Raw genomic sequence first — 12,430 nt, 5'->3', positions numbered from 1 at the left:
AATGCGCAGCCATAGGTCCGACCTCTACCGACGGTCACGAGCAGATGCGCAAGGTAACGCCCGAGTGACGAGCACGTGTCACGATCTGGATACGGGATGAGGTCCGACCCCTTGACGGGCGCGCCCGTTGTGGGACAAGGTTTCGTTTCTGAGAGGTCGCGTTTACAACTGTTGAGTTTGTGCCGGTCCTTGAGGAGGCGCGACAATGATGAGCCCTCGTTCGTTCGGTGCCGGCGGTGTGCCCGCCATGGCGGTCAGGCGTCGGACCTTGTTGAAGGGGATGCTCGGCGCCGGCGCGTTGGCCGGCCTGGCTCCCACCCTCGCCGCGTGCGGCGACGACTCCGGGTCCGGCGGCGGTTCCGGTGGCGGGTCCGGCGGTTCGGTGTCCTTCGGGTCGAACTGGTCCGACGAGGTGCCCAAGAAGGGCATCGCGGACATGATGGCCGGGTACTCCGGCGAGGTGTCGATCAACACGGTCGACCACAACTCCTTCCAGGAGAACATCAACAACTACCTGCAGGGCGGCCCGGACGACGTGTTCGGCTGGTTCGCCGGCAACCGGATGCAGTTCTTCGCCGAGCAGGGCCTGGCCGGCGACATCACCGACGTCTGGTCCGACATCGGCGGCGGCTTCTCCGACGCGATGAAGCAGCAGGCCACCGGCAAGGACGGCAAGCAGTACTTCGTGCCGCTGTACTACTACCCGTGGGCGGTCTTCTACCGGAAGAGCGTGTGGCAGGAGAAGGGCTACGAGCCACCGGCCACATTGGACGAGCTCACCGCGCTGGCCGGCAGGATGAAGACCGACGGCCTCAACCCGATCGCGTTCGGGGACTCCGACGGCTGGCCGGCCATGGGCACCTTCGACTACCTGAACCTGCGGATCAACGGCTACGACTTCCACGCCCAGCTGATGGCCGGCGAGAAGGCGTGGAACTCCGCGGAGGTCAAGTCGGTGTTCGACACGTGGCGGGGGATCCTGCCGCTGCACCAGCCGGACTCGCTGGGCCGGACCTGGCAGGAGGCCGCGCAGTCGCTGCTGAAGAAGGAGAGCGGGATGTACACGCTGGGCCTCTTCGTGGGCCAGCAGTTCCCCGAGGGCCCGGACCGCGACGACCTCGACTTCTTCCCGTTCCCCGAGATCGACCCCGCGATCGGCACCGACTCGGTCGAGGCACCGATCGACGGGTTCATGATGGCCGCGCGGCCGCGCAACGAGGACGGGGCGAAGGACCTGCTCCGCTACCTCGGGTCCGCGAAGGCGGGCGACCTCTACCTCAAGGCCGACCCGAACAACATCGGTGCCCACAACGACGCGGACACCAGCGGGTACAACGAGCTGCAGAAGAAGTCCCAGGAGCTCGTGAGCAGCGCCAAGTCGATCTCGCAGTTCCTCGACCGCGACACCCGGCCGGACTTCGCCTCGACCGTGATGATCCCGTCGCTGCAGGAGTTCATCCGCAACCCCAACGACATCGACGGGCTGACCAAGAGCATCGAGGATCAGAAGGCTTCGATCTTCGGTGGCTGATGTGGCGGTCCGCGAGACGGGGACGGCGCGGTCGCGTCGTCCCCGCCGCTCGCGCCAGGTCCGCACGCTGTCCGGTGTGGACCGGTTGACCGTCGCGCTCATGGTGGGGATCCCGACGCTGGTCGTGGCGACGCTCGTGTGGGGCCCGGCGATCGCGACCGTGCTGCTGTCGTTCACCGACTGGAACGGCATCGGCAACATCGGCGACATCAACTTCATCGGCTTGGAGAACTTCAGGAACGCCACCACGAACTACCCGCCGTTCGCCCCGGCCATCCAGCACAACCTGACCTGGCTCGTGGTGTTCTTCCTCGGCCCGACGCTGCTCGGCATGCTGCTCGCGGTGATGCTCGACCGCGAGCTGCGCGGCAGCCGGATCTACCAGAGCATCTTCTTCATGCCGGTCGTGCTCTCGCTCGCGCTGGTCGGCTTCATCTGGCAGCTGATCTACTCCCGCGACCAGGGCCTGCTGAACTCCGTGCTGGGCACGCAGACCGACTGGTTCGGCGACCCGGACATCAACCTGTGGGCCGTGCTGGTGGCCGCCGGCTGGCGGCACACCGGCTACATCATGCTGCTGTACCTGGCCGGGCTGAAGGCCGTCGACCCCGCGCTGCGCGAGGCGGCCGCGGTCGACGGTGCCGGCGAGGTGCGGACGTTCCTGCAGGTCGTGTGGCCGGTGATGCGCCCGGTGAACATCGTGATCATCGTGATCACGGTGATCGAGTCGCTGCGTGCGTTCGACATCGCGTGGGTGATCAACAAGGGCCGCAACGGGCTCGAGCTGATATCGACCCTGGTGACGCAGAACGTGATCGGCGAGGCCAGCCGGGTCGGCTTCGGCTCCGCGCTCGCCACCATCATGATCGTCATCTCGACCGTGTTCATCATCATCTACCTGATCCAGGTGATGCGGGAGCAGCGCCGATGACCGCCGACGTACTCTTCCCCACGGAGGCGGCGACGTGACCGCGACCGTCCACTCGACACCGACCGAGGCGGCGCCCCGCCCGGTGCCGCCGCGGCGCAAGAAGCCGGTGCGCCCGGCCCGGGTGGTGCTGCAGGTCTTCCTGGTCGTGATGGCGGTCGGCTGGATCTTCCCGATCCTCTGGGCGGTCTACAACTCGCTGCGCGACTACAACTACACCTCGCTCAACGGCTACTTCTCCTTCGGCGGGTTCACCCTGGCGAACTACGCGGAGGCGTGGACCCGCGGCAACTTCGGCCAGACGTTCTACAACACCGCGGTCATCGTGATCCCGTCGGTGCTGCTGACACTGCTGCTCGCGTCCTCGGTGGCGTTCGTACTGGCGCGGTTCACCTTCAAGTTCAACCTGACCCTGCTGGCGCTGTTCACCGCGGCGAACCTGCTGCCGCAGCAGGCGCTGCTGGTGCCGCTGTTCCGGCTGTTCCTCAACTTCGAGCTGCCGTACTCGGTCAGTGACTCCGGCTCGCTCTACGACACCTACTTCGCGGTGATCGCGGTCAACGTCGCGTTCCAGACCGGGTTCTGCACGTTCGTGCTGAGCAACTACATGAAGACGCTGCCGAATGAGCTGACCGAGGCCGCGCTGGTGGACGGCGCGGGCGTGCTGCGCCGGTACTGGCAGGTCGTGCTTCCGCTGTGCCGGCCGGCGCTCGCCGCGCTCGCCACGCTGCAGATCACCTGGGTGTACAACGACTTCTTCTGGGCCGTCGCGTTCATGCGGACCGGTGCCAAGCTGCCGGTGACGAGCTCGCTGCAGAACCTGCGCGGCCAGTTCTTCACCGACTACAACCTGCTGTCCGCCGGCTCGGTGATCGTCGCGATCCCCACGCTCGTGATCTTCTTCCTGCTGCAGCGGCACCTGCGGGCCGGCCTCACCCTCGGAGCCACCAAGGGATGACGATCCTCCACCTGACCACCGACGACGTCAGCCTGGTCCTCGACGCCCGCGGCGGGGTCCTGCCGGCGGTCGTGCACTGGGGCGCGCCGCTCGGCGACCTGTCCGAGGAGGACCTGTCGGAGCTGGCCGACGCGGCGGTGGCGCCGCGTGCGAACAGCACGCCGGACGCGCCGGTGCCGGTGGCGCTGCTGCCGGAGGCCGCCCGCGGGTACCAGGGGCGGCCGGGGCTGCGCGGCCACCGTGCGGGCACCGCCTGGGTGCCGACGTTCCGCGTGTCCGACCTGCGGGTCGCCGGGTCGTCGGTCGAGATCCTCGCCGAGGACCCGGATGCCTTGCTGCACCTGGAGATCGTCGTCGAGCTGGCCCCGTCGGGCGTGCTGGCGCTGCGGTCCAGGGTGACCAACGACGGGACCGAGCCGTACACTGTGGACGGTCTGGAGGCGGCGCTGCCGGTGCCCGCGCAGGCCACCGAGCTGCTCGACCTCTCCGGGCACTGGGCGCGGGAGCGGCACCCGGGGCGGCGGTCCTTCGACCTCGGCACGTGGTCCCGGGAGAGCAGGCGCGGCCGGACCGGGCACGACGCGGCTACGGCACTTCTCGCGGGCACCGCCGGGTTCGGGTTCCGCCGCGGCGAGGTGTGGGGGCTGCACGTCGCGTGGAGCGGCAACCACGTGACCTACGCAGAGCGGATGCCGGAGGGCACCGCGACGCTCGGCGGCGGTGAGCTGCTGCTGCCGGGCGAGGTGATCCTGGCGCCGGGGGAGGAGTACGCGTCGCCGTGGCTCTACGCGGTCTACAGCGCGCACGGGATCGACGGGCTGAGCGCGGCGTTCCACGCGTGGCTGCGGTCCCGGCCGGCGCACCCGTCGTCGCCGCGGCCGGTGGTGCTGAACACCTGGGAGGCCGTGTACTTCGACCACGACCTGGACCGGCTGCGCTCGCTCGCCGACGTGGCGGCGCGGATCGGCGTCGAGCGGTTCGTCCTGGACGACGGCTGGTTCTCCCACCGCCGCGACGACACCGCGGGCCTCGGTGACTGGTACGTCGACTCCTCGGTGTGGCCGGCCGGGTTGGCGCCGCTGATCTCGCACGTGACCGGGCTGGGCATGCGGTTCGGCATCTGGGTCGAGCCGGAGATGGTCAACGAGGACTCGGACCTGTACCGGGCGCATCCGGACTGGGTGCTCGGGCCGGGCGCCGGGGTGCTGCCGCCGCGGGCGCGCAACCAGCAGGTGCTGGACCTGAACGCCCCCGAGGCCTACGCCCACATCCTGGACCGGCTCGACGAGCTGTTGCGGGACAACGACATCTCGTTCGTGAAGTGGGACCACAACCGGGACCTGGTAGCCGCGGGACACGCCGGGCGCGCCGGGGTGCACGGCCAGACGCTCGCGGTGTACCGGCTGCTCGACGCCTTGCGCGCCCGCCACCCCGACGTGGAGATCGAGAGCTGCTCGTCCGGCGGCGCCCGGGTCGACCTGGAGATCCTCGCGCGGACGGACCGCGTGTGGGCGAGCGACTCGAACGACGCGCTGGAGCGGCAGACGATCCAGCGGTGGACGGCGTTGCTGCTGCCGCCGGAGCTGATCGGGTCCCACGTCGGCCCGCCGACCGTGCACTCCAGCGGGCGCACGCAGCACCTGTCGTTCCGCTTCGCGACCGCGCTGTTCGGCCACTTCGGCATCGAGTGGGACATCGCGTCGGCCTCGCCGCCGGAGCTGGCGGGCCTGGCCGCGGGGATCGCCTTCTACCGTCGGGTGCGGGGACTGCTGCACACCGGCACCGTGGTCCGCGCGGACCATCCCGACCCGGCCGCGTTCGTGCACGGCGTAGTGGCGCCGGACCGCTCCGCGGGGGTTTTCGCCTACGTGCAACTGACGACCTCCGCGCGCGGGGTGCCGGCGCCGATGCGCCTGCCGGGCCTCGCGCCGGACCGCCGCTACGCGGTCACCCTCGTGGCCCCGGCAGGCGAGCCGATGACGCTGGGGTCCGGTCCGGTGTGGACGGACCGGGTACTGACCGGCCGGGTCCTGGCCGAGGTGGGCCTGCGGCCGCCGATCCTGGCCCCGGAGCAGGCGTGGCTCGTGGAGCTCACGGCTGTGGCACCGCCGGGTCCGCCGGGTGCACCAGCGTGGTCCACCGGCGCCAGTGGCCGCGCGCGTCGTTGAGGGCGTACGCGGCGGCGAGGACGGCGACGACCCAGCCGGCGACGCCGACCGGCAGGACGGTGTCGCCGTCCGGCGCGGTGAGGTAGCCGTACACGTAGTTGCCCGCCAGGAACACGAACCCGAGCCACGGCTGCGCACCGCGGTCCATGATGTTCATGCAGGTCGCCGACGCGATCAGGACGGCGACGAACGCGCAGATCCCCGCGGCGAGCTCCTGGCCCGCGGACTGGAGGGGCCAACCCACCGCGAAGATCCCGATCGCGGCCAGCGAGGACGGCTGGCGCAGCGCGTCGAACGCCGAGCGGCGGGTCGGCGCGAGCACCAGCATCACGACCAGCAGGGCGAAGCTGACGATGCCCGGCCCGCCGACGACCATGGTGACCCCGTCCCCGATCTCCTCCCCGGTCGGCCGGTCGTCGTCGGACAGCAGGCGCGGCAGCACAGCGCCGGCGAAGAAGAGGCCGTCAACCACCGTGGCCTGCAGCCACATGCGGGTCCGCAGCCGCGCGGCCTGCCCCTTCGGCAGCTTGCGCACCGGCTGGACCAGGACCGCGACGCCGTTCGCCTCGAGTACGGGAATCTCGTGGCGGCGGCGGAAGGTCCACGAGTAGTAGCCGGCCGCGCCGGCCACCGCGAGCGCCGCGAACAGGCACAGCACCGGCAGGGGATAGCCGGTGAGGCCGCTGCGGTACGCACCCGGGTCGGGCCCTTCGATGGTCCGGGACACGGCGAACGTGGCGCCCGCGAGCCCACCCGCGACGCCCACCAGCAGCCAGGCGATCAGCGTGTAGGCGAACGCGGGGGACGTGCCGGCCCGGCCGTTGCGGATCGACGCCTCGACGTAACGGCGCGACGCCGCCGCCCGCAACGCCCGGCACGCCAGGAACCCGGCGACCGCCACCGGCACCGCGACGAGGACCGGCGTCCACGTCACATCGGCCGGCTCCCGCACCCGCTGCCCGATCAGCACCGTGGCCGGCGCCCCGGCCAGCACGATCGCGATGAACCCGACGAACACGCTGACCCCGCGCACGACGCCCCCCACAGCGGATCGGATCTCCAGTGACGCTCCGGAACAGGATAGAGGCAGGGTCCCGACCGGAGGGGCCCGAACGGGTCAACCCGGAGGCTAGGAGGCCGCGCAGATGGGCACGGCGGCGCCCGCCGCGCCGAGGTGGCGCCTCGCGGCACCGCGCCGGCATCGAAGTACGGTCCAGTACGCCGACGCCGGCGCGGCACCGCGATGCATCCACCTCGATCACGGCGGGCATCCACCAGCCATCTGCGCGGCCTCTTAAGATCCTCCGGGTGCGCAGTGGCCAGCTGATCGCCAACCGCTACCGGTTGGTGGAGCTCGTCGGCTCCGGGGGATCGGGGCTGGTGTGGCTCGCCGTCGACGAGGTCGAGCACCGGCAGGTCGCCCTCAAGCGGCCGCACTCCTCCGACGGGCCCGCCGTGCGCGCGGAGCTCGAACGCGAGGCGAGTGTCGCCGCGCGGGTGCGGCATCCCAACGCCATCCGGGTGTTCGAGGTCGTCGGTGACGGGGACGAGTCGTGGCTCGTCATGGAGTACTTCCCGGCCAAGAACCTCCGCGTCGTCCTGCGCGAGCGCGGGCCGCTCGAGCCGGACGAGGTCGCGGGCATCGGCGTGCAGGTGGCCCAGGCACTCGCCGCCATCCACGACGCCGAGGTCGTGCACCGGGACGTCACGCCCAACAACATCCTCGTGGACGACGAGGGCACCGCCAAGGTCACCGACTACGGCATCTCCGCCCACCGCGCCCAGACGATGACCAGCAGCGGCAAGGTCAGCGGCACCGCCGTCTACCTCTCGCCCGAGGTCGCCAACGGCAGTGGCGCGAAGGCGCCGTCGGACATGTTCTCCCTCGGCGCCAGCCTCTTCGCCGCGGTCGAGGGCGCGCCGCCGTTCGGGTTCGGCGACCCGGACCTCGTCCTCGCCCGCATCCGGGCCGGCCGCCGCGCGCCCACCACCCGCGCGGGCGCGCTCGAACCGGTGCTCGACGCCCTCCTCGACCCCGACCGCGACGCCCGGCCCACCGCCGCCGAGGCCGCCGCGATGCTCGAGCACGTGGTCGCCGGCCGGCCGGTGCCCGCGTGGGAACGCGCGAGCCGCACCACCTCGCGCCGCCGGTGGCCGATGGTCGCGGGAGCGGCCGCGGTGGTCGTCGCGGTCGTGCTCGGCGTCATCATGTGGTCGCCGTGGCGCACCTCGGCCGGCAACGAGCCGCTGCGCACCGTCCTCGGCGACCCGAAGACCGCCGAGCCGTGCGCGCTCGTCGACCCGGAGGCGACCCGGCGGTTCGGCCCCGGCGACGTCGACCCGGCCTACGGCAACTACAACCGCTGCGAGGTCCTCATCGACCCCGACTCGGAGAAGGAGACGGGTGTCGTCCTCGAGCTGATCGGCAAGGCGGATCCGGACGAGCCCGCGCCGGCCGACGGCACCGTCGAGATGGACGCCCCCGAGGCCGACGACGAGGGCGGCTGCGACGTGACGATCACCCTCGCCGACCTCAACCGCATCGACGTCAACGCCCGCCCGCGGGGCGACGAGGCCACCGCCGACATGTGCGACATGGCCAAGGCCGCCGCCGACCGTGCCTACGCGCTGCTGCCGCCGGACGAGCTGGCGCGCCGGGCAGAGCCGTTCGACGCCGCCTCGCTCGCCAACGCCAAGGCCTGCGACCTGGTCGACGAGGGAGCGCTCAGCCGCGTCCCCGGCCTCGGCGGCGGCGAGGCCGAGGTGGACGTCGGCTACGGCGACTGGATGTGCGAGTGGACCGGCCGCGCCGCGACGATGCGCGCCCGGGTGATCTTCAACCGCAACACGCGGCTCTCCGCGGACGACGGCGAGCCGCTCGAGCTCGCCGGTCACGACGCCTACCGCGAGCCGGAGGGCTACGGCGAGGACTCGTGCCTGGTGCACGTCGTGCACCGGCCGGTGGTCGGCGAGAACGGCGACGAGCTCGACGAGCTGGCCACGGTGATCGTCGACGGCGACGAGTCGATGGACACGCTGTGCGCGACGGTGACCGACCTCGCGACCGCGGTCGCCACGAACCTGCCGCCCACCTGACCTCGCGAGTCCAACACTCCGGACCCGCGAGTCCAACACTCGCGACCTCCGAGTCCAACATTCGCGCACGTTCCGAACGTCGGACTCGCGGGTTCTGGGGGGTTGGACTCGCGGGGGTTACAGGGGGCGGGCCATCACCAGGGAGTCGGGGTGGCGGCGGACCACGGTGAAGCCCATCCGGTCGTAGAAGCCGATCGCGCGTTCGTTGGCCAGGCCGACGCCCAGGTGCACGCCGGGGGCGCCGGCCGCCCGGAGCGCGTCGAACAGGGTCTCCAGCAGGCGCCGGCCGTGCCCGTTGCCCTGCAGCCGCGGCAGCAGGTCGATGTGCAGGTGCGCCGGGTACCGCTCCACCACGTCCTCGTCCGCCGTGGGTGGCTGGTGGATCAGGTCGACCAGCCGGCCGTCCGGGGACTCCGGCGGGAACAGCGACCGCGGGTAGCTGGACCGCAGCATCGGCCACCACGAGCGCTCGCACGACGTCTCGAACGGGCGGGTGTCGGCCACGCCGAGCACATAGCCGGCCACCCCCTCCTCATCGACCCCGACGAACGCCAGCGTCGGGGCCGGCCGCAGGTACGGACCGACATAGATGGCGCCCAGCAGGTCCGGGTCCCGGTACATGCCGGTGGCGTCCTCGCCGCTTGCGCCCGTGCGCAGGCAGATGTCGTACAGCACGCGCTCGTCGGCCGGCCGGAACGCTCGGATCTTTGCTCCCACGCCGCCGATTATCGATCACGGCTCACCGCCGGGCACCGGTCCCTCGTAGCCGGGCAGCGACGACCCGTCGATCCCCACCGCTCGGCGAAGTCGCGAGTCCGACGCTCACGACCCGCGAGTCCGACGTTCGCGACCCGCGGGGTTCTGGGCGTTGGACTCGCCGGGGGGCGGGTTGTCCGATGCCTGGCGGTTACTCCGCCAGGTCGAGCACCGCGAGGTCGGGTGGCACGAGTGTGGCGGTCCGCACCAGCTCGCGGAGCAGGTTGTCGTTGAGCGCGTTGCCGATCGGCTCGGGCACCTCGTCCTTGCGCAGCCCGCCGACGCCGTTGCGGGACAGCCGCAGCCGCAGGTCCTCGACCAGGTGTTTCAGCTTGCCCTCGCGCCACCGGCCGGGCGCCAGCTCGCGAGCTGGCTCGTGGCCTGCTGCCAGGTCAGCGGCTGCGGGCTCGCCTCGTGCAGCAGGTACCGCTGGCCGAGCACGACGACGGCGAGCCGCTCGTCGGGGCTCAGCCGCCAGGTCGTCACCCGCTCGGTCGCGGCGGTGGGGCTCGGCCGCGGCGGGCCGCCGTCCTGGCCGACGACGTACAGCTCGAGCAGGTGCTCCCGCGCACCGGAGCCCGGCACGAACAGCGGCGTGTAGCCGGGCGCGAGCGGCACCTCCTCGCCGTCGCGGTGCAGCCACCGGGAGTTCGGCAGCCGGATCGGCCGGCTGCCGGTGTTGCCGACCCACCAGCGCCCGCCCCGGCAGGTGAGGGTGCCCTGCCGGCGGCTCACCCGGCGGTCGTCCACGCCGATGCCGACGTGCACGTCCTCGAAGTTGCGTCCGAAGTAGACGGATCGGCCCTCGGCAGGCCGCACCCGGATGCCCCCGGACATCGACAGCGCGAGCAGCCCGCCGGGCGCCGCGTCGTCACTGCCGAAGGCCAGGCTGTGGTGCCCCGGCGCCAACGCCGCAATCCCGTCGTTCACCCGCTGAACCCTCCGTCGCCGACCGTCGGCCCACGGTAGGTCGGGTGCCCGGGACCCCTCCCGAACCCGCGAGTCCCCCACTCGGAACCGGCGAGTCCCCCGCGGGGGGCGAACTCGCGGTACCGGAGCGTTGGACTCGGAGGTCGCGAGCGTTGGACTCGCGAGGGGTTACAGGCCCAGGTGGTGGGCCAGGGCCTCGGTGTGGGTGTCGGGGTCGCCGTAGGACAGGGCGCTCGCGATGGCGTGGCGGGTGTAGTAATGCAGGTCGTGCTCGGCGGTGAAGCCGATCGCGCCGTGGACCTGGTGGCCCAGCGCGCACACGCGTTGGTACGCCTCGGACACCCAGCTCTTCGCCACCGCCACCTCCGTCGCGGCCGGCAGGCCGCGGCCCAACCGCCAGATCGCCTCGTACGCGATGAACCTGGCCCCCAGCACGTCGATCGCCATGTTCGCGCAGTGGTGCTGCACCGCCTGGAACGCGCCGATCGGCTTGCCGAACTGCTCCCGTTGCGAGGCATAGGAGACCGTCGCGTCCAGCACGGCCTGCGCGCCACCCACCATCTCCGCGCACACCGCCGCCGCCCCGAACGACGCGACCAGCGCGGGGTCGACGTCGACGGGCGTGCCCGGGGCGGAGAACCGCACCCGGTACTTCGGTTCGAGCCCGATCACGTCCTGCCTGGTGATGTCCGCGGCCTCGGACACGACCGTCACCGAGTCCCCGTCGGCCACCACGAACCCGTCCGCCGACGCCGCGTACGGGACCAGCGAAGCCACACCGTCCACAGCGGACGCGAAGGTGTACACCCGGCCGGCGGCGACCTCGTCCCGCAGCGACTCGACGGCCATCCCGCAGGACACCGCCGACGCCAGCGGCGACGGCACCGCGAACCGGCCGAGCTCCTCGACCAGCAGGCACGCCTCCAGGAACCCCGCGCCCAACGACTCGTCGAACGCGAGCCCGGTCCAGCCCAGCTCGACGATCTCCTTCCACACCCCGGCCGAGTACCCGGCCGGGTCGGCGGCGACGAACCGTGCCGACGCGCCGTCGTGCGCGGCCAGGAACTCCCGCGCCGTGCGCTGGATCAGCTCCTGGTCCTCCGTCAGCGTCAGGTCCATCAGCGGGCCACCGGCGCGACCTTGTCCGACCGCACCCACACGCCCGGCCGCTCCTCCCAGAACAGCTGCACCAGCACGCCGCCGGTCTGCTTGGGGTGGATGAACGTGTGCTTCCACGCCGCCCCGTCCGTCACGCCCTGCTCGTCGTCGAACGTCGGGACGTCGTGATGACGGCAGGCTTCCAAAGCGGCATCCCAGTCGGCCACCTGGAAGGTCACGTGGTGGGCCGCGGCCCCGTTGCGAGAGAGGAACTTCTCGATGAACGAGTCCTTCCCGCGCGGCATGATCACCTCCCAGCAGATGCTCGACCCCGGCACGTTCAGCACCAGGTCGGCCATGTCGGGATGCTCGTCGTCGGCCGTGCGCCACACCTGCACGAACCCGGCCAGGTCGGCGTACCAGCGGGCCAGCTCGTCGCGGTCGAGGAACGCCTGGCAGATGTGGTCCAGCGCCACCACCCCGAGCGTTGGATCCTCCACAATGGACGGAGGGACCGCAACAGGCGAGTCGTCGCCGCACATCGCCAGGGTGCCGGGGCCGCGCAGCCGGAACAGCACGCCCGACCCGTGCTCCGGCGGCGACAGCGACGCCTCCGCCCACTTGCCCGGCACCCCGTCGGTCAGCTTGATGCCGCGGTCGGACAGCTCGGACAGCGCGGCGTCCAGGTCCGGCACCTCCGCGCCGACGTGGTGCAACCCGCCCCGCCCGCCGTGCTCGTCCAGCCACGTCCGCAGCGGCGAGGACGTGCCGGCGGGGGAGAGCACCAGCCACGTGTGCCCCCAGCTGCCGGGGATCTCGAGCCGGACCCCGCGGGTGCCCGCGTCGGGGTTGTCCCAGCGTGCGACCGGGCGGAACCCGAACACCTTCGACAGCTTCGAGACCTGCGCGTCGAGGTCGGGCACGAGCTGGGCGACATGGTCGATCCGGTAGATACGCATGAGATC

Annotated in this window: 10 protein-coding genes; 5 read left to right on the top strand and 5 right to left on the bottom strand. The window is 71.8% G+C overall.

What is annotated here, in order from left to right; genetic code table 11:
• Positions 1–247: 247 nt before the first annotated feature.
• The 4 genes from GEV28_RS13605 to GEV28_RS13590 are packed head-to-tail and all read left to right on the top strand — an operon-like array spanning position 248 to position 5,585.
• Positions 248–1,531, top strand: a complete 1,284-nt coding sequence (locus GEV28_RS13605) for an ABC transporter substrate-binding protein (RefSeq protein ID WP_291412277.1) — start codon at positions 248–250, stop codon at positions 1,529–1,531.
• Positions 1,524–2,462 (top strand): carbohydrate ABC transporter permease, encoded by a 939-nt coding sequence (locus tag GEV28_RS13600; RefSeq protein WP_291412275.1) that lies wholly within the window; start codon positions 1,524–1,526, stop codon positions 2,460–2,462. The genes GEV28_RS13605 and GEV28_RS13600 overlap by 8 nt, the downstream gene beginning before the upstream one ends.
• Before the next feature lie 34 nt (positions 2,463–2,496).
• Positions 2,497–3,417, top strand: coding sequence for a carbohydrate ABC transporter permease (locus tag GEV28_RS13595; protein WP_291412273.1), 921 nt, complete (start codon positions 2,497–2,499; stop codon positions 3,415–3,417).
• Entirely contained in the window at positions 3,414–5,585 is a 2,172-nt protein-coding gene (locus tag GEV28_RS13590; protein WP_291412271.1) for an alpha-galactosidase, read from the top strand. Before GEV28_RS13595 ends, GEV28_RS13590 begins: the two co-directional genes overlap by 4 nt.
• Here GEV28_RS13590 and GEV28_RS13585 read toward each other — a convergent pair.
• Positions 5,509–6,618 (bottom strand): hypothetical protein, encoded by a 1,110-nt coding sequence (locus GEV28_RS13585; RefSeq protein ID WP_291412269.1) that lies wholly within the window; start codon positions 6,616–6,618, stop codon positions 5,509–5,511. The two genes, GEV28_RS13590 and GEV28_RS13585, sit on opposite strands and share 77 nt — an antisense overlap.
• Positions 6,619–6,893: 275 nt before the next feature.
• Between GEV28_RS13585 and GEV28_RS13580 the strand changes: the two genes are divergently transcribed.
• A complete protein-coding gene (locus GEV28_RS13580; RefSeq protein ID WP_291412267.1) occupies positions 6,894–8,681 on the top strand; it encodes a serine/threonine-protein kinase in 1,788 nt (595 codons plus the stop codon).
• Positions 8,682–8,798: 117 nt separating this feature from the next.
• Here the strand turns inward: GEV28_RS13580 and GEV28_RS13575 are convergent, their stop codons facing one another.
• The 4 genes from GEV28_RS13575 to GEV28_RS13560 all read right to left on the bottom strand — a co-directional run bounded on the left by GEV28_RS13575 (position 8,799) and on the right by GEV28_RS13560 (position 12,424).
• Entirely contained in the window at positions 8,799–9,398 is a 600-nt protein-coding gene (locus tag GEV28_RS13575) for an N-acetyltransferase (protein WP_291412265.1), read from the bottom strand.
• Positions 9,399–9,764: 366 nt separating this feature from the next.
• Positions 9,765–10,367, bottom strand: a complete 603-nt coding sequence (locus GEV28_RS13570) for an FHA domain-containing protein (RefSeq protein ID WP_291412263.1) — start codon at positions 10,365–10,367, stop codon at positions 9,765–9,767.
• Between the two features lie 168 nt (positions 10,368–10,535).
• On the bottom strand, positions 10,536–11,486 hold the full coding sequence (locus tag GEV28_RS13565; RefSeq protein WP_291412261.1) for an acyl-CoA dehydrogenase: 951 nt from the start codon (positions 11,484–11,486) through the stop codon (positions 10,536–10,538).
• A complete protein-coding gene (locus GEV28_RS13560) occupies positions 11,486–12,424 on the bottom strand; it encodes a VOC family protein (protein ID WP_291412259.1) in 939 nt (312 codons plus the stop codon). Before GEV28_RS13560 ends, GEV28_RS13565 begins: the two co-directional genes overlap by 1 nt.
• Between the last annotated feature and the right edge of the window lie 6 nt (positions 12,425–12,430).

Origin of the sequence: Actinophytocola sp. (assembly GCF_009379765.1) — a bacterium.
Taxonomy (GTDB): domain Bacteria; phylum Actinomycetota; class Actinomycetes; order Mycobacteriales; family Pseudonocardiaceae; genus Actinophytocola.
This window is presented reverse-complemented; position numbering and strand designations above follow the sequence as displayed.

Excerpts from the sequence above, each read along its gene's own strand:
- GEV28_RS13605 (WP_291412277.1), top strand. The coding sequence starts at position 248 with ATGGCGGTCAGGCGTCGGACCTTGTTGAAGGGGATGCTCGGCGCCGGC.
- GEV28_RS13590 (WP_291412271.1), top strand. The coding sequence starts at position 3,414 with ATGACGATCCTCCACCTGACCACCGACGACGTCAGCCTGGTCCTCGAC.
- GEV28_RS13565 (WP_291412261.1), bottom strand. The coding sequence starts at position 11,486 with ATGGACCTGACGCTGACGGAGGACCAGGAGCTGATCCAGCGCACGGCG.
- GEV28_RS13560 (WP_291412259.1), bottom strand. The coding sequence starts at position 12,424 with ATGCGTATCTACCGGATCGACCATGTCGCCCAGCTCGTGCCCGACCTC.